General features: G+C 72.1%; 16 protein-coding genes. 2 read left to right on the top strand and 14 right to left on the bottom strand.

Annotated elements, in window-relative coordinates:
• Positions 1-42: 42 nt before the first annotated feature.
• Positions 43-1,365 carry an amidohydrolase family protein gene (locus ACFYX3_RS09650; protein ID WP_389010311.1) on the bottom strand — a complete coding sequence of 441 codons (1,323 nt, stop codon included), beginning with the start codon at positions 1,363-1,365 and terminating at the stop codon, positions 43-45.
• 392 nt (positions 1,366-1,757) lie between these two features.
• On the bottom strand, positions 1,758-3,038 hold the full coding sequence (locus ACFYX3_RS09645) for an amidohydrolase family protein (protein WP_389010308.1): 1,281 nt from the start codon (positions 3,036-3,038) through the stop codon (positions 1,758-1,760).
• Between the two features lie 251 nt (positions 3,039-3,289).
• On the opposite strand from ACFYX3_RS09645, the gene ACFYX3_RS09640 reads away from it, so the two are divergent.
• Positions 3,290-4,279: an aminoglycoside phosphotransferase family protein gene (locus tag ACFYX3_RS09640; protein WP_389010305.1), complete on the top strand. Its 990-nt coding sequence runs from the start codon at positions 3,290-3,292 to the stop codon at positions 4,277-4,279.
• A gap of 17 nt (positions 4,280-4,296) precedes the next feature.
• Here ACFYX3_RS09640 and ACFYX3_RS09635 read toward each other — a convergent pair whose 3' ends face one another.
• The 4 genes from ACFYX3_RS09635 to ACFYX3_RS09620 form a co-directional block, all read right to left on the bottom strand.
• A complete protein-coding gene (locus ACFYX3_RS09635) occupies positions 4,297-4,806 on the bottom strand; it encodes a DUF6328 family protein (protein ID WP_389010302.1) in 510 nt (169 codons plus the stop codon).
• Between the two features lie 29 nt (positions 4,807-4,835).
• On the bottom strand, positions 4,836-6,110 hold the full coding sequence (locus ACFYX3_RS09630; RefSeq protein WP_389010299.1) for a sugar ABC transporter permease: 1,275 nt from the start codon (positions 6,108-6,110) through the stop codon (positions 4,836-4,838).
• Positions 6,107-6,889 (bottom strand): ATP-binding cassette domain-containing protein, encoded by a 783-nt coding sequence (locus ACFYX3_RS09625; RefSeq protein WP_382652890.1) that lies wholly within the window; start codon positions 6,887-6,889, stop codon positions 6,107-6,109. The genes ACFYX3_RS09630 and ACFYX3_RS09625 overlap by 4 nt, the downstream gene beginning before the upstream one ends.
• Positions 6,890-6,987: 98 nt before the next feature.
• Complete coding sequence (locus ACFYX3_RS09620) at positions 6,988-8,076, bottom strand: substrate-binding domain-containing protein (RefSeq protein WP_389010295.1); 1,089 nt, start codon at positions 8,074-8,076, stop codon at positions 6,988-6,990.
• A gap of 236 nt (positions 8,077-8,312) precedes the next feature.
• Between ACFYX3_RS09620 and ACFYX3_RS09615 the strand changes: the two genes are divergently transcribed.
• Entirely contained in the window at positions 8,313-8,765 is a 453-nt protein-coding gene (locus ACFYX3_RS09615) for an SRPBCC family protein (RefSeq protein WP_389010292.1), read from the top strand.
• A gap of 17 nt (positions 8,766-8,782) precedes the next feature.
• Here ACFYX3_RS09615 and ACFYX3_RS09610 read toward each other — a convergent pair whose 3' ends face one another.
• The 8 genes from ACFYX3_RS09610 to ACFYX3_RS09575 form a co-directional block, all read right to left on the bottom strand.
• The gene (locus ACFYX3_RS09610) at positions 8,783-9,220 is read right to left on the bottom strand and encodes an Lrp/AsnC family transcriptional regulator (protein WP_382654256.1); all 438 of its coding nucleotides are present in this window, start codon (positions 9,218-9,220) and stop codon (positions 8,783-8,785) included.
• 55 nt (positions 9,221-9,275) lie between these two features.
• Complete coding sequence (gene trpS, locus ACFYX3_RS09605; RefSeq protein WP_389010290.1) at positions 9,276-10,376, bottom strand: tryptophan--tRNA ligase; 1,101 nt, start codon at positions 10,374-10,376, stop codon at positions 9,276-9,278.
• Between the two features lie 211 nt (positions 10,377-10,587).
• The gene (locus tag ACFYX3_RS09600) at positions 10,588-11,832 is read right to left on the bottom strand and encodes a cytochrome P450 (RefSeq protein WP_389010288.1); all 1,245 of its coding nucleotides are present in this window, start codon (positions 11,830-11,832) and stop codon (positions 10,588-10,590) included.
• Positions 11,829-13,058 carry a cytochrome P450 gene (locus ACFYX3_RS09595; RefSeq protein ID WP_389010286.1) on the bottom strand — a complete coding sequence of 410 codons (1,230 nt, stop codon included), beginning with the start codon at positions 13,056-13,058 and terminating at the stop codon, positions 11,829-11,831. The genes ACFYX3_RS09600 and ACFYX3_RS09595 overlap by 4 nt, the downstream gene beginning before the upstream one ends.
• Positions 13,055-13,681 carry an ATP/GTP-binding protein gene (locus tag ACFYX3_RS09590; protein WP_389010284.1) on the bottom strand — a complete coding sequence of 209 codons (627 nt, stop codon included), beginning with the start codon at positions 13,679-13,681 and terminating at the stop codon, positions 13,055-13,057. Before ACFYX3_RS09590 ends, ACFYX3_RS09595 begins: the two co-directional genes overlap by 4 nt.
• Complete coding sequence (locus ACFYX3_RS09585) at positions 13,662-14,015, bottom strand: DUF742 domain-containing protein (RefSeq protein ID WP_030690507.1); 354 nt, start codon at positions 14,013-14,015, stop codon at positions 13,662-13,664. The genes ACFYX3_RS09590 and ACFYX3_RS09585 overlap by 20 nt, the downstream gene beginning before the upstream one ends.
• The gene (locus ACFYX3_RS09580; protein ID WP_030212242.1) at positions 14,012-14,413 is read right to left on the bottom strand and encodes a roadblock/LC7 domain-containing protein; all 402 of its coding nucleotides are present in this window, start codon (positions 14,411-14,413) and stop codon (positions 14,012-14,014) included. Before ACFYX3_RS09580 ends, ACFYX3_RS09585 begins: the two co-directional genes overlap by 4 nt.
• Positions 14,410-15,906: a sensor histidine kinase gene (locus ACFYX3_RS09575; protein WP_389010279.1), complete on the bottom strand. Its 1,497-nt coding sequence runs from the start codon at positions 15,904-15,906 to the stop codon at positions 14,410-14,412. Before ACFYX3_RS09575 ends, ACFYX3_RS09580 begins: the two co-directional genes overlap by 4 nt.
• Between the last annotated feature and the right edge of the window lie 74 nt (positions 15,907-15,980).

The raw sequence follows: 15,980 nt of genomic DNA, 5'->3' as shown, positions 1-15,980 counted from the left end.
GCCCCGTACGGGCCCGGTGACAACCGGGCCCGTACGGCTGCGTCAGGCGAGGAACACCCCGTCGCGGGCCACGACGACACCGCCGTGCACGACCATGTCACGGCGCGGCATGTCGACGACGACCTGCGGCACGCACTCGCCCTGCACCAGGACGAAGTCGGCCGGGGACCCGGGCCTGAAGTCGGCGTGCGCGAGGCCCATGACGTCCGCGCCGCCGTGGGTCGCGACGCGGTAGCACTCCGACAGCTCGTCGTCGAGACGCACGTCCGTCACCCAGCCGAGGATGTGGGCGCGGTGCATCATGTCGGCGTCGCCGAACGGGCTCCAGGAGTCGCGCACACCGTCGGAACCGAGCCCGACCCGCACGCCGTGCTCGCGCAGCCGGGCGATCGGCAGCACCAGGGAGTCCGACGGGGCGACCGTGGTGAGGGCGATGTCCTGCTCGCCCAAGTCTGTTGCGATGGAACCGAGTTCACTGTCCGTCAGGCCAGGAAGGCAGAAGACGTGGCTGACCGTGACCTTGCCGGCGAGGGAGAGCGCGCGCGTACGCTCCACGATGCCGCGCATCGCCTGCATGCCCTTCTCGCCGCGGTCGTGGAGGTGGATGTCCACACCGACGCCGTGCCGGTCCGCGATCCCGAAGACGACGTCCAGCTGCTCGTCGAGCGCGTGGTCGAAACCGATCGGGTCGATGCCGCCGATCATGTCGATCACGCCCTCGCGCGCGGCCTTCTCCAGGAGCGCCGCGGTGCCCGGGGTGCGGATGACACCGTGCTGCGGGAAGGCCACGATCTGCACGTCCAGGGCGTGACGCAGCCGCTCGCGGGCCTCCGCCAGGCCCTCCACCCCGGCCAGACCGTACGCCGGGGCCACGTCGGCGTGGGCGCGCATGCCGCGGGTGCCGCGGGCGACGGCGTGGCTCATCAGGCCGTAGGCGCGCTCGGCGACCGGGCGGCGCTGCGCGCGGAACAGGTCCACGTCCTGTGCGACGTAGTCGGCGATGGTGGAGGCCGGGCGACGCGACACCCAGGAGCCGCCCCAGGTGGTCTTGTCGGGGTGGATGTGCGCGTCGACGAGGGACGGGAGCGCGATGCGGCCGCCGCCGTCGACGACCTTCGCGCCGTGCGGCGCGGGGCCGTCCGAGATCCGGCCGTCGACGACGACGAGGTCCGTCGCCTTGGCCGCGCCGAACGGACGCACGTCACGGAACACGACGGTCCTGTCGCGCCGCCCGGCACGGCCGGTCGCCGCCTGCGCGGTGCCGGCTGTCGCGGCGCTTGCAGCCGTGGCCCCGGCGAGGGCGGCGGCACCGGCGAGCATGGTGCGACGGGAGAGGGCGGGGGTGGGGGCGGACGGGGGCTGCATGGAGGCTCCTTCGGAGGGGGTGGGACGGGGACGGGGGTGTGGTTCGGGGGGTGGTTGGCCGCCACGTTGTGGGCATGCGTTCCGCCGGGGCGGGACGGGTGGGCACAACGGACCCGCGCCTGCCGGCGCCAGAGGCTCCCGTGCCCTGACCCGCACCGGATGCGAGCCGCACAAGGTGGTGCGGGTCCAGGCGCGGAACGCGGAGGCGCCGCTAGGGACGCCGTCCCGTGTGCCCACCCTCCCCCGAGCTCTCGGCTTCGCTCGAGCAGGGGGACCCCCATCGCCCTGCGGGACGATCGCCCACACGGCAACGGGCGCGCGCACGGGGTACCTGCCGTACCAGGGCATCCGCACGGGGCGCCGGTCGCGCCGGGGCGCGACCGAGGTGAGGGTCAGACCTGGACGCCCGCTCGTACCACGCGGGTCGGGTGCTTCAGGAGGGTCACGTCCGACAGGGGGTCACCCGCCACCAGGATCGCGTCGCCCGCGTACCCCCGGGCCAGTCGGCCCACCGTGCGTTCCGTGCCGAGGAGCCGCGCGGCGCCCGTCGTCGCGGTGCGGATCGCGTCGAGCGCCGACAGTCCCGCGGCACGCATCAGTTCGACCTCGCGGCCGATCGGCCGCACCGTACCACCGGAGGAGTCGGTGCCCGCGGCGATCGGCACGCAGAGTTCGTGCGCGGCGAGGACGGCCCGCTTCAGCAGGGGGAGGTACGTGCGGCCGCGTTCGGCGAGGATCGGGTTCGGGGAGTCGACCATGCCGGCGATGGCGGAGAGCGTGGGGGTGAAGTACGTACCCCTGCGCCGCATTTCGACCAGCGTGCGCTCGCCGACGAACGCGCCGTGCTCCAGGGACCGGATGCCGGCCGTGACGGCGTCGTGGCAGCCCCGCTCGCTGTAGCTGTGGCACAGGACGCCCTTGCCGCGCCGCCGGGCGGCGGCGACGATCTCGGCGAGCTGCTCGTACGAGTACACCTGGGCCAGCGGGTCCTGCTCGGGGAGTCCGGCGCGCTCGTTGACGCGGGTCTTGATGACGTCCGCGCCGCGCGCGAGGTTGACCTCGACGACGCGGCGCAGCGCCTCGGCCGAGCGCACGCCGTCCTTGAGGCGCGCGAGCGGGGTGAGGTCGGGGTCGGCGAGGACGGTGTCGCCGAGGTCCGGGGTGACGAAGACGCCGGCGGCCGTCACGCGGGGTGCGAGGGCCGGGCTGTGCCGGGCGAGTTCGCGGACGGCGATGTCCTGGTAGAAGGTGGTCGATCCGCTGCGCGCGCTGGTCGCGCCCTGGCGGACGGCGTCGCGGGCCTCGGCGGCGGTGCTGAGGTGGATGTGCGCGTCGACCAGGCCCGGCAGGACCCAGTGGCCGTGGGCGTCGAGGACCTCGGCTCCCTCCGGGACCGTGACGGCACCCTCGCGGCCCGCCGCGCGTACGGTTCCGCGTTCGATCACGACGACGGCGTTCTCGATGGCCTCGCCGGTCGCGGGGTCGAGGAGGGTGCCGCCCCGGATCACGAGGTCGCCCCCGGCCGGGCTGCCGTCGCCCCGGGCCGCGGCCGTCGAGGGGGCCGCGGCCGCCGTGCCGGACACGGCCACGGTGCCGGCGAGCGCGGCCGCACCCGCGAGGATGCCGCGGCGGGTCACCGAGGGGGAGGGCGGAGGGCTGGCTTCGAGGCACATGGAAGCTCCTTGGGGGAGTGGGCCGGCGGCGGCTCCCCGTTTTGTATACCAAGTGAGGCGAGCTGGACAAGGGTGAAGATCGGTAAGGGAAGGCAACCCGCGTGAACCGGTCAGTAAGGGGTTTCCCGGCTCCTCGTTTTGGTATACGAATATTGGTAGGTGTCGCTCCGCTTCCCGTACGGGCCCGCCGAAATTCGGGTGCGCCGAAGTCGCCCCGATGGTGCAATCGCCCGATGGGAAGAGCGATGTCCATGACGGTGGACCGCGGGCAGTTCGCCGACGCGGTCACCCCCTGGGAGGAAGAGGACTGGAGGGCGGCCGCCCTCGGCTGGTCGGAGCGGGAGCTCGGCCGGCACGGTCTGGAGGAGACGGGGCCCCGTGAGGTGAGGGTCCGGCCCTGGTCGATCCTCGTGCGGTTCCGTATCGGAGCCGGCGAGCGCGAGACGGTGTGGTTCAAGGCGAGCGCGCCCGACGCCGCCTTCGAGGCCGCTCTCGGCGGCGCGCTCGCCGACTGGGTGCCCGAGCACGTCGTGACGCCCCTCGCGGTCGACGCCGCGCGCGGCTGGTCGCTCCTCCCCGACGGCGGGCCCCTCTTCCGGAACGTCCTCGACGCCGGTGGCGCCGGCCCGGAGTCCTGGGCGCAGGCGCTCGGCCAGTACGCGCGGATGCAGCGGGCCCTCACCCCGTACGCGGACCGGTTGACGGCTCTCGGCGTGCCCGGCGGCCGGACCGGTCAGCTGCCGGGCATCTTCGACGGCCTCGTCGAGGGCAACGCCACCCTGGACCCGGACGCCCGCCGCGCCCTGCGGGAGCAGCGGCCCCGGCTCCTGGACTGGTGCGCCGAGCTCGACGCGTACGGGATCCCGGACTCGCTCGATCACTGCGATCTGCACGACGCCCAGCTCCTCGCCCCCGCCGCCGGCCGTTTCACCTTCTTCGACTGGGGCGACGCCAATGTCGCCCACCCCTTCGCCAGCCTCCTCGTCCCCGCCCGCGCCGTCCGGGAGCGGCACGGCCCCGAGCATGTGCACGGGCTGCGCGACGCCTACCTGGAGCCTTGGACCGACCTGGGCCACTCCCTCCCGGAGCTGCGCCGCGCGGCGTCGCTCGCCGTCCGGCTCGCCGCCCTCGGCAGGGCGGTCTCCTGGTTCCGCCTCTTCCCCGGAACGCCGACGACGGGGTGCGCCGAGGCGAGCGCCCTCTGGGTGAACGAACTCTTCACCGACTCGCCGGTGCTCTGAACGGCCGGAGGGCCGCGTCAGTCGTCGCTGGTGTAGCGGAACCGGACCCACAGGGGAAGCGCGAACCAGCAGAGCAGGTACCAGGCGAGGACGCCGGCGACGAGCCAGGGCACGTACGGGTCGTCGTGCGTGACCACCCGCAGGACGAGGAAGAGCGCGGACGTCAGGGTCGCGAGGAGAAGGATCAGACCGGTGAAGGTGAGCCGGGAGGCCCAGACGACCGCCTGGGGTTTCAGCCGCCGCCCCGACACGATCCGGTGGAAGGCGACGGGGCCGATGAGTGCGCCCGTGGCCAGCGATCCGAGGACGACCGTGACGATGTAGACCGTCTTGTCGGTCTGCTGGAGGTCCTGGAAGCGCGGGGTGAACACCACGGTGAGGAGGAAGCCGAGGAGGATCTGCACCCCGGTCTGCGCCACCCGGATCTCCTGCATGATGTCGGTCCAGCGCCGGTCGGCCCGTTCCATCTCGGTCTCGTTCCGGCCGTGCCGCAGCCCCTCCCGCGGGTGCGGGTCGTCCGCCGTCATGGAGGTCCCCCTTCCGGAGCCCTGTGGGATCAGGCGCGGCCCGCGGCCTTCTGGCTCCGGCGGGACAGCGAGTCGACGACGACGGCGGCCAGCAGGACCGATCCGGTGATCATGAACTGGACGGCGTTGCTGACGCCCATGATGTTCATGCCGGACTGGATGGACCCGATCACCAGCGCGCCGAGGAGGGCGGACCAGACCGAGCCGCGTCCGCCGAACAGGCTCGTGCCGCCGATGACGGCCGCGGCGATGACGTTCATCAGCAGGTTGCCGCCGCCGGACGTCTGGCTCGCGGACTGGATCTGCCCGGCGAGGAAGATGCCGCCGACGGCCGCCATGAGCCCGGAGATCGAGAAGACGGTCATCCGGACGAACGGCACGCTGATGCCGGCGCGGCGCGCGCCCTCGATGTTGCCGCCGACGGCGAAGACCCGCCGCCCGTACGTCGTACGGCGGAGCACGAAGTCCAGGACCACGAGCAGGATCAGGAAGATGAGGAGCGCGAGCGGAAGCCCCTGGTACTGGTTGAGGATGTACGCCGCGGCGAACGCGATCGCGGCGATGACGACCGTACGGAGCACGATCTCGGCGACCGGCCGGAACGGCACCCGGGCGGCCTGGCGGCGTCTGGCGTCGAGGAGCGAGGCCGCGAGGAAGAGCCCGACGCCCACGGCCGCGGTCACATAGGCCGCGGCAGGGCTGTGGAAGATCGTCGAGTAGAGCTTGGAGACGATGCTCTCGCTCGGGATGTTGACCGTGCCGTTGGCGCCCAGGATCTGGAGCATCAGGCCGTTCCAGAACAGGTTGCCCGCCAGGGTGACCACGAACGCCGGCACGCCGACCTTCGCGAAGAAGAACCCGTGGATGAGCCCGACGGCCGCTCCGCCCACGAGGGCGACGAGGAGGGCCAGCCACTGGTTCATGCCGTTGATGACGTTGAGTACGGCGAAGATGGCGGCGCACAGGCCGCTGACGGAGCCGACGGAGAGGTCGATCTCGCCGAGCAGCAGGACGAAGACGATGCCGACGGCGATCATGCCGGTGCCGACGATCTGCTGACTGAGGTCGGAGAGGTTCTGGGCGGAGAGGAACGTGGAGTCGAGGCTGCCGAACACCGTCCAGATGATGATCACGGCGACGACGACGGGCAGTGACCCCAGCTCCCCGCTGTGCAGCTTGCGGCGGAACTCCCCGAGGTATCCCTTCAGGCCCTCCTCGCGGACGAGCAGCCGGGTGTCGACCGCCGGCATGGCCTCGGGCGCCGGTTCCTGCGCGCCGTTGTCGGGGGCTCGGTCCCGTCTCATTGCTCCTCCTCCTGCCGCTTGCGGGCCTGGCGGCGGGTGACGGCGCTCTCGGTGGCCCCGGTGATGGCGGAGATGATCTCCTCGGTGGTCGTGGAGCGCTTGTCGAAGAAGCCGTTGTTCCGGCCGAGGCGCATGACGGCGATCCGGTCGGCGACCGCCATCACGTCCACCATGTTGTGGCTGATCAGGATGGTGCCGAGACCGTGATCGCGGAGCCGCTCGACCAGGTCGAGGACCTCGGCGGTCTGCTCCACGCCCAGGGCGGCGGTCGGCTCGTCCAGGATGACGACCTTGGGGTCGCCGATCAGGGAGCGGGCGATCGCGACGGTCTGGCGCTGGCCGCCCGACAGGGAGGCGACCGGGATCCGGACGCTGGGGATCCGGATGGAGAGGGTGTCGAGCAGTTCGCGCGAGCGCTGTTCCATCCGGACCTCGTCCAGGACGCCGAAGCGGCGCAGTTCGCGGCCGAGGAAGAGATTGCCGACCACGTCGAGGTTGTCGCACAGGGCGAGGTCCTGGTAGACGGTGGCGATGCCGAGGTTCTGGGCGTCGTGGGGCCGGTTGATGCTGACCGCCCGGCCCTGCCATTCGATGACGCCCTCGTCGGGCGGGTTCACTCCGGCGATCGACTTGACGGCGGTGGACTTGCCGGCGCCGTTGTCGCCGACGAGGGCGACGACCTCGCCGGCGTGGACCTCCAGATCGAAGCCCTTCAACGCCTGGACCGCGCCGAACCGTTTGGAGATCCCCCGCAGGGTGAGCACGGGTGGCTCCGACAAGGGAACCGCCTCCTCCGCTCGCGCGGACCGCTCCGACGCCGCCCGCGGTGAGGGGCGCGGCTGACGGACGCGATACGCGGCTCTTGGATGGCCCCCGGCTATTCGAGACCGGCGTCCTTGCAGGCCGCCGCATAGGTCGGAGTGCAGATCTCCTGGACCGTGTAGAGCCCGTCCTTGACGACGGTGTCCTTGATGTTGTCCTTGTTGACCACGACCGGGTTGAGCAGCCGGGCCGCGACCTTGCGGTCGCCGTCGCTGGTGACGGTGGTGGGTGCCAGGTCGGACGAGAGCTTCTTGCCCTCCGCCAGGTTGACGGCCATGGTGGCGGCGATGTCGGCCTCGGGCTTGTACGGCTTCTCGACGGTGAAGGTCTGAGTGCCGATCAGGATCCGCTGGATCGCGTCGAGTTGGGCGTCCTGGCCGGACAGCGGCACGTTCATGCCGGCGGCCTTGAGGGCGGTGGCGATACCGGCGGCCAGTCCGTCGTTGGCCGAGTAGACACCGACGATCTTGTCCTTGCCGAGGGAGCTGATGGCGCCGGCCATCTGCTGGTTGGCGTTGTTCGGGTCCCAGTCGGGAGTGTCGTACTCCTTGCCGATCTTCACCTTGCCGTCGAGGACGGAGTGCGCGCCGGCCTTGAACTCGGCCGCGTTCGGGTCGGTCGGCGACCCGTTGTGCATCACGATCTCGCCGCTCTTGGCCTTGGCGCCGAGCGCGGCGAGGAGCGCCTTGCCCTGCAGCTCGCCCACCTTGTGGTTGTCGTACGAGACGTAGGCGTCGATGGGGCCCTGCGCGAGACGGTCGTACGCGACGACCTTGACGCCCGCGTCATGGGCCTTCTGCACGGAGGACTGGATGGACTTGGCATCCACGGCATCCAGGATGATGACCTTGTCGCCCTTGGCGAGGGCGGTGTTGACCTGCTGTTGCTGGGTGGTGGGGTTCTGCGCGGCGTTGTAGTAGTCGATCTGGGCGTCCGGGGCCAGTTCCTTGATCTTCTGCTCGATGTAGGGCCGGTCGAACTTCTCGTACCGCGTGGTCTTGCTCTCCGGCAGCAGCAGACCGATCTTGATGTTCTCCTGCTTCTCGCTCCCCGCGCCCAGGGCCGTCGCGCTGGTCGCCGCCACTCCCAGGGAGAGTGCCGCGGCTCCGGCCAGGGCTATCGCGCTCCGCAATGTACGGGTCATGGGAGGCTCCTTCCGTACTCCCCCTCTCCCTCACCTCGTGAGCGCGGGAACGAGGATGTACATATCGCCTATATATCGACATTAACCGCAACCGGAGGACCGGCAAGCGGGTGGTGCTCCTCGGGCCGAGGCTGGCGGGCCGACGCCCGGAGTGGGACGATTCGTATGAAGCGACTACGGGCCCGCCTCGGCGCTTCGGCCTCCGGCGGGGTCTCCCGTCGAACGAAGAAGGCGACATGCCTGCCATCAAGGAATCCATCGACATCGCCCGTACGCCCGCGGATGTCTTCTCCTACGTGACCGACCCGACGCATCTGCCCGAATGGCAGCAGAGCGCGGTCTCGGTCCGCAAGATCGGCGACGCCCCCTTCGCGGTCGGCTCCAAGGTCGCCGTCACCCGACGGCTCGGCAAGCGGGAGTTCACCGCGATCATGCAGGTCATCGAGCTGGAGCCGCCGAGGCACTGGCACGTGCACGGCATCGACGGCCCCGTGCGCGGCGACGTGCGGGGCACCATAGAGCCGCTCGAAGACGGCGAGCGCTCCCGCCTGACCCTCTCCCTCGACTTCGAGGGACACGGCATCGGCAAGGCACTCGTCCCCCTCGTCGTCCGCCCGCACCTGCGGAAGGAGATGCCGAAGGACGAGATGACCCTCAAGGGCATCCTGGAGAGCGGAGCCGCCGGCTGACGCCGGACGGCACCGGATCAGTCCGTGGAGACCGGCCGCTCGAAGAAGGTCTCCAGGGACACCGTCGCCTGCGTGCCGCTCACACCCTCGATGGCGTACAAGCGGCGCAGCACGTCCTGCAGCCGGACCGTGGTGGTGGTGCGCACCTTCACCAGGACCGAGGCACTGCCGGCGATGACGTGCGCCTCCTGGATCTCGGGGATCGCGGCGAACGCCGCCGCCGAGTCCCCGATCCAGGCCGACGAGTCGACCATGACGAAGGCCAGCACGTCCTGGCCGAGGGCGGCGGGATCGACGTCCACGGTGGTACGGCGGATGACGCCCCGCTCCCGCAGCTTCCGCACCCGCTCGTGCGCGGCGCCCGCCGACAGGCCGACCGCCTTGCCCAGCACCGCGTACGCCTGGGTGGCGTCCCGCTGGAGCTCGGCGAGCAGCGCCCGGTCGATGGCGTCCACGATCGCCTCGCTCATCGCATGATCCCCTCCGTCGATCCCATGCCGGAAACATACGTCAGTAGCGACTGTTCATCGCCGCCCGCACCTCCGCCAGCGTCGCGTCGGCGACGGCCCGGGCCCGCTCGTTCCCCTCGCGCAGGATCCGGCGCACGTACGCGCGGTCCTGCGCGTACTCCGCGCGGCGGGACCGGATCGGCGCCAGGTACTCGTTGACCGACTCCGTCACCGTCCGCTTCAGTGCGGCGGCCCCCGCGGAGCCGATGTCGTCGGCGACCTCCTCGGGGGTACGGCCCTGGCACAGGGCCGCGAGCAGCAGGAGGGAGGACACCTCCGGGCGGTCGGCCGGATCGTAGGCGATGTGACGCTCGGAGTCGGTCTTCGCGCCCCTGACCAGCCGGGCCGTCTCGTCCGCACCGGAGGCCAGCGCGATGGAGTTGCCGCGGCTCTTGCTCATCTTGGTGCCGTCCGTGCCGAGCAGCAGCGGGGCCTCCGACAGCAGGGCGTCCGGCTCGGGGAAGACGGCGGAGCCGCTGCCGTAGCGGTCGTTGAACCGGCGGGCGACGGTCCGGGTGATCTCCAGGTGCGGGAGCTGGTCCTGCCCGACGGGGACGAGGTTCGCCTTGCAGAACAGGATGTCGGCGGCCTGGTGGACGGGATACGTGAACATCAGACCGCTCACGGCGGACTGCCGGGAGTGCGCGATCTCGTCCTTGACGGTGGGGTTGCGGTTCAGCTCGGCCACGGACACGAGACTGAGGAAGGGCAGCAGCAGCTGGTTCAGGGCGGGGACGGCGCTGTGCGTGAACATCGTGCTGCGCTCCGGATCCACGCCGATGGCGAGGTGGTCGAGCACCAGCTCCTCGACGTGCTCCGGGAGGCTGTCCGCGACGTCGCGGTCGGTCAGGACCTGGTAGTCCGCGACGACCACGAACAGCTCCGCCCCGAGGTCCTGGAGCCGGACCCGGTTGTGCAGGGTGCCGAAGTAGTGCCCCAGGTGCAGCCGCCCGGTGGGACGGTCGCCGGTCAGGACGCGGAACCGCCCCGGGTCTTCGAGGATCTGCCGCTCCAGGACGGCACTGCGCGTACGTGCCGCCGACGTCCCGAGGGCGTCGTCGGCAGAGGCGGCGGAGGGGGCGGCGGGGGCGAGGACGGTCATCGGGTCTCCTGGTCTGGGTCGGTGGCGCCGTCGGGACGACAGGACCCAGAGCCGGGAAACGCGAAAGGGCCGTTCGTCCGAACGGCCCGGTCGTGCGCGAGTAGTGGCCGCTCCTAGGAGGAGCGCCACCAGCTGAGGCACGACGACAGATGCATGGCCCCAGCGTACATGCCCCGCGGCCGAGACCACGGGGCATATGAGGAGCGTCGGGTCAGGACAGCACGACCGGCAGGTCGAACAGGTCGTTCTGCGTGACCACCGGCTTGTTGCGGAGCTCCTCGCGCGGCACCGCCAGACGCAGCTCAGGGAAGCGCTCGTACAGCGCGGGGAGCGCCACCGACGCCTCCAGACGCGAGAGCGCCGCACCCGGGCACACGTGCGGGCCGTGCCCGAAGGAGATGTGCCGGTTCGGCGTCCGGGTCACGTCGAACTCGCCCGCCGTCGGTCCGTGCTGCTCCTCGTCCCGGCCGATCGCGCCGAACGACACGATCAGGGCCTCGCCCGCGGGCAGCACCCGGTCGCCGACCTCGATGTCCTCGGTGGCGAACCGGATCAGGACGTGCGAGGTGGGCGTCGACCAGCGCAGGGTCTCCTCGATCACGTTCTCCCACGGCACCTCGCCCTTGAGCACGAGCGCCCGCTGCTCGGGGTGGGTCTCCAGGGCGACCACGGCGTTCACGATCAGGCTGATCGTCGTCTCGTGGCCGGCCGCCACCATCAGCTGGAGGGTGTTGGTGATCTCCTCCGTGGTGAGCCGGTCGCCGCCCTCCGACGCCTCGATCAGCGCGCTCGTGAGGTCGTCGCCGGGGTTCTCCGTCTTCCCCGCCACGATTCCCGCGAACAGCGAGCCCAGGTCCGCCATCATCTGCGGCACCTCCTCGGGCGGCGTCTGCGTCGAGAAGAACTTGTCGAACAGCGCCTTCATCCGCGGGTGGTCGGCCGGGTCGACGCCCATCAGCTCGCCCACCACGTTCATCGGCAGCGGGTACGCGAACTCCGCCTTCAGATCGACGACCTCGCCCGACGGCCGCTCGGCCAGCCGGTCGAGCATCCCCCCGGTGAGGGACTCGATGCCCGCGCGCAGCCGCTCCACCCGGCGCGCCGTCAACGCCTGCGCGACCAGCGTACGCAGCCGGCGGTGCTCCTCGCCGTCGACGGTCAGCATCGACCGGCCGGGGTTCGCGAGACCGATCAGCGGCCAGTCCAGGGGTATCTCGCCGCGCTGCCACGCACCCCAGACGTCGATGTCCTTGACGAGACGGGCGTCCGTGAGCAGCTTGCGCGCCTCGGCGTGCCGGGTGACGGCCCAGCAGGCCACCCCGCCGGGCAGGACGACACGGGCCAGCGGGCCGGCGGCGCGCAGTCGGGCGCTCTCGCCGTCGAGGTCCGCGACGAAGGGGTCAAGCTCGATCACATCGGTGCCGGACGCGGCGGTGTGGTCGTACGGGCAGCTCATCCGAGGGCTCCAAGGGCGGGGGTCGGGGTGTACGTCACGGGGAGCGCGGTCAGGCCGCGCAGCCAGGGGGAGGGACGGCGGGCGAGGGCGCTCTCGGCGACCGCGAGATCCACGTCCGGCAGCCGGTCGAGCAGCACCTCGATGCCCGTCCGGGCGATGGTCTCGGCGACCTCCTGCGCGGGGAACGGGCAGCGGTGCTCGCCGTGGCCGAAGGAGAGGTGGGCGTTGTTGCCGCCGGTGAACGCGCCGGAGTCGGTGCGCACGTGCGGATCGGAGTTGGCGGCGGCCAGACCGAGCAGCAGCAGGTCGCCGCGGCCGATCCGGCGTCCGCCGAGGTGGGTGTCGCGCGAGGCCCACCGCCCGGCGACGTTCTGCGTCGGGGTGTCCTCCCACAGGACCTCGTTCATCGCCTCGCCGACGCTGTGCCGGCCGCCGGCGAGCGAGGCCGCGAACCGGTCGTCGGTCAGCATCAGGCGCAGCGAGTTGCCGATCCAGTCGGCGGTCGGCTGGTGGCCCGCGGCCATCATCACCATGAGGTCCTGGGCGACCTCCTCGACGGTGAACCCGGCGGTGTTGGCGAGCATCCGGGAGGCGACGTCGTCGCCCGGCGTCTCCGCCTTGGCGGCGAGCAGCGCGAACATCGACTCGGCCAGGTGCCGCTGGCCCTCGAGCGCGCCCTCCTGACCGTTGATCATGTCGTTCATGGCGGTGACGAGGCCGGGGCCCTGCTCGTCGGCGAAGCCGTAGCAGCTGGCGAGGACCCGTACCGGCAGGAGCATCGCGTACTCGGCGATGATGTCGCAGGAACCCTTGCCGCACAGCGCGTCGATGAGCTCGTCGGCGAAGCGCTCGGCCCGTTCCTTCAGGACGAACGGGTCGATCGCCTCCAGGGCGTCGGACACGACCCCGGCCCGCTCGCGGTGCCGCTCGCCGACGGTGTAGAGGATGGACGGCTGCTTGCGGCCGATCATCGGCAGCAGGGGCCAGTCCGCCGGGATCGCGTCCCACTGGTTCCACAGTTCGGAGTCGCGGGAGAACAGCACCGGGTCGCTGGTCACCTGGTGCAGCTCGCGGTAGCCGAGGACCAGCCAGGCGGGCACGTCCCCGTCGAGCACGACCGGGGCGACGGTCCCGTGCTCGCGTCGGATCTGCCGGTACAGCTCGGTGGGGTCGGTCTGGAACCGGGGTCCGCTCAGCGGGACCGGCTGGGGCTCGGGGAGGGTCACGGGGTGGGCTCCGGGATCGGGTGGGGGGTCGGCCGCGCGGCCGCGACGACGGTCCGCAGGTGTTCCACGAGCGAGATCAGCACCTGCTTGCTGGACTCGCGGGACCGGGCGTCGCAGAAGACCAGCGGCACCTCGTCGGCGAGGTCGAGGGCCTCGCGGATCTGCGCGGGGGTGTGGGCGGGGCCGCCGAAGTCGTTGCAGGCGACGACGAACGGCGTGCCGTGGTGCTCCAGGCGGTCGATCGCGTACCAGGAGTCGGCGAGCCGCCGGGTGTCGACGAGGACGACCGCGCCGAGCGTCCCGGAGAACAGCCGGTCCCACAGGAACCAGAACCGCTCCTGGCCGGGCGCCCCGAACAGGTACAGGACGTTGTGCGCGTCCAGCGTGATCCGGCCGAAGTCGAAGGCGACCGTGGTGGCCGTCTTCGCGGCGACGCCGACGGTGTCGTCGACGCCCTCGCCGGCCTGGGTCATGGTCTCCTCGGTGTTCAGCGGACGGATCTCGCTGACCGAGCGGACCAGGGTGGTCTTGCCGACTCCGAAACCGCCGACGACGACGATCTTCAGTCCGTTGTCGGCGGTGCTGCGCAGGGTCTGGCGCTGTTCAGAGGTTGCGGAGTCCAACGAGCACCTGCTCCAGGATGTCGTGATCGGGAAGGCGGTACGAGGCGCGGGGGTGCCGCGCGCTGATCCGGCCGGTGTCGTGCAGGTCGGCCAGGAGGATCCGCGTGATCGACACCGGCAGACCGAGTCCCGCCGCCACCTCCACCACGGCCGTGGGGAAACGGCACATGCGCAGGATCGCGGCGTGCTCGGACTGCATGCCGGCGACCGGATCGCTCTCGGAGACGACGAGCGTCACCAGGTCGAAGGCGTCGGACCCGGCGCGGCTGCGGCCGCCGGTCAGGGTGTAGAGCCGGTCGGGCGAGTCGTCCCGTCCCGGTCTGCCGCGGCTCATCCCCGGGGCCTCGCGACCAGGTGCTCGCCCAACTGCTCCACCAGCTCGGACATGTTGTGGCCGACGAGTCCGGCGTCGGCGTCCTCGTCGGCGACCAGTGCGAGGTGGGCGCCCTCGCCCGCCTCCACGATGAACAGGATGCCGCCGTAGAACTCGGCCATCGCGGAGCGGACCCCGCCCGTGCCGTCGCCGAACTCCACGGAGGCACCGTGCGACAGGCTCTGGATGCCGGCGGCGATCGCGGCGAGCTGGTCGGCCTGGTCGACGGAGAGCTCGGGCGTACGGCAGAGCTTGAGGCCGTCCCGGGAGAGCACCAGGGCGTGACGGGTGCCCGGGGTGCGTTCCAGCAGGCCCTCCAGGAGCCAGCTGAGCTTCTCGTCGGTGGTGGTGCCGGTCATGACGGGGTGCCTTCCGGGTGCGGGGAGTTCGTGGTGGGTGCGTCGGCGCTCGGCGCGGCGGCGGGGGGTTCGGCGGTGGGCTCGTGGCCGGTCGTCGTACGTGTCTCCGCCGTCGGGCCGCCCCCGCCGCGGACCGCCTGGCGGAAGCTGCCGAACCGGGTGGCGGCGCCCGCCGCCGAGCCGGTGCGCGGGCCCGTCGGGCGGGGCTGCCCGGCGGCCTCCGGACCGTCGGGGTGGGCGGCGGCCATCGCCCGGCCGCGACGGCGGCGCGGCAGCCCGCTCTCGCCGATGCTCTCGGCCACGGTGTCGTGGGTGGTCTCGGGCTCGCCGGCCGGTTCAGGGGCGGGCGGGGCCGTCAGCCGGCGGCCCGTCACGGGCGGCAGGGCGGCGTCGGGCGCGGCCGGAGGCTCGACGGGCGTGTGGCTGATCAGCTCCTGGGGGAGCATCAGCAGCGCACCCGTGCCGCCGCGCGCCGAGGGGCGGAACGACACGGTCAGACCGTGCTTGCGGGCCAGCCGGCCGACGACGGCCAGGCCGAGCCGGGTGCCGGAGAGACCGGCCAGGTCCTGCGCGGTCGAGCCGACCGCGGCCTCCGCGCGGCGCAGCTGGACATCGCTCATGACCAGGCCGCTGTCCTCGACGGAGATGATGACTCCGGCCGGGACCTCCTCCACGTAGACGTGGACCTCGGCGGTGGGCGGCGAGAAGTTCGCCGCGTTGTCCATGAGTTCGGCCAGGGCGTGCATGACGCCCTCGGCCGCGTGCCCGGCGACGGCCGCGTCGCTGCTGGAGTGCAGCCGCACCCGCTGGTAGCCGCCGATCCGTCCCATGGCGCCGCGCAGGATCGACTCCATGACGATGGGGCGGGCCCAGCGCCGGCCGGACCGTGCTCCGGTCAGTACGGCGACGGAGTCGGCCAGCCGGCCGGCCTGGGCGGTGCGGTGGTCGAGGTGGAGCAGGTCGGCGAGGACGTCCTCGTCGGCGTGCCGGTGCTCCATCTCCCGGAGGTCGGCGAGCATGCTCGTGGCCAGGGCCTGCATGCGGCCGGCCGCGTTGGCGGCGGCGGCCATGGCGGCGGACCGGCCGGACTCGGCGCGCCGCAGCCGGTCCTCGAGCCGCCGTACGTCGACGGCCCGGGCCTCGGTCAGCTCGGCGGTCCGTGCCGCGTGGGCCGCCTCCGAGGCGGCGGCCTCCGTCTCGTACCGCTCCGTCAGCGCCGCCGTCTCGCGTGCGGCGCGGTTCTCACGGGAGGCGAGTTCGGAGGTGAGCGCCTCGATCCGGCGGCTCAGGGAGCGTGAGGTCCGCCCGTACCAGGTGACCGCGAAGGCGGCGGCCGTGAGGAGCAGGACGCCGCCGCCGGCGAACCAGCCGAGCGCGGGACGGATCTCGGCCGGCGCGGCGGCGGTCGCCGCGACGGCGAGCGCACCGCCCGCGGCGGCCGTCAGCAACGAGGCGAGCAGGGCAGGGCGGAAGGGGGTGGACGGCGCCGACATCAACCAGACTCTCGGGAACAGGCACGCGGGGGAGTCGTAACGTCGGCACTATAGATCCGATCTTGATCGGTTAG

This window comes from Streptomyces sp. NPDC002463, from assembly GCF_042889835.1.
GTDB lineage: Bacteria > Actinomycetota > Actinomycetes > Streptomycetales > Streptomycetaceae > Streptomyces > Streptomyces nymphaeiformis.
The sequence above is the reverse complement of the archived record's forward strand: the minus strand, read 5'-3'. Positions and strand labels throughout refer to the sequence as shown.

Coding starts and splice junctions, on each gene's coding strand:
- ACFYX3_RS09650 (WP_389010311.1), bottom strand. CDS start 1,365: ATGCAGCCCCCGTCCGCCCCCACCCCCGCCCTCTCCCGTCGCACCATG.
- ACFYX3_RS09645 (WP_389010308.1), bottom strand. CDS start 3,038: ATGTGCCTCGAAGCCAGCCCTCCGCCCTCCCCCTCGGTGACCCGCCGC.
- ACFYX3_RS09640 (WP_389010305.1), top strand. CDS start 3,290: ATGACGGTGGACCGCGGGCAGTTCGCCGACGCGGTCACCCCCTGGGAG.
- ACFYX3_RS09635 (WP_389010302.1), bottom strand. CDS start 4,806: ATGACGGCGGACGACCCGCACCCGCGGGAGGGGCTGCGGCACGGCCGG.
- ACFYX3_RS09630 (WP_389010299.1), bottom strand. CDS start 6,110: ATGAGACGGGACCGAGCCCCCGACAACGGCGCGCAGGAACCGGCGCCC.
- ACFYX3_RS09620 (WP_389010295.1), bottom strand. CDS start 8,076: ATGACCCGTACATTGCGGAGCGCGATAGCCCTGGCCGGAGCCGCGGCA.
- ACFYX3_RS09615 (WP_389010292.1), top strand. CDS start 8,313: ATGCCTGCCATCAAGGAATCCATCGACATCGCCCGTACGCCCGCGGAT.
- trpS (WP_389010290.1), bottom strand. CDS start 10,376: ATGACCGTCCTCGCCCCCGCCGCCCCCTCCGCCGCCTCTGCCGACGAC.
- ACFYX3_RS09600 (WP_389010288.1), bottom strand. CDS start 11,832: ATGAGCTGCCCGTACGACCACACCGCCGCGTCCGGCACCGATGTGATC.
- ACFYX3_RS09585 (WP_030690507.1), bottom strand. CDS start 14,015: ATGAGCCGCGGCAGACCGGGACGGGACGACTCGCCCGACCGGCTCTAC.
- ACFYX3_RS09580 (WP_030212242.1), bottom strand. CDS start 14,413: ATGACCGGCACCACCACCGACGAGAAGCTCAGCTGGCTCCTGGAGGGC.
- ACFYX3_RS09575 (WP_389010279.1), bottom strand. CDS start 15,906: ATGTCGGCGCCGTCCACCCCCTTCCGCCCTGCCCTGCTCGCCTCGTTG.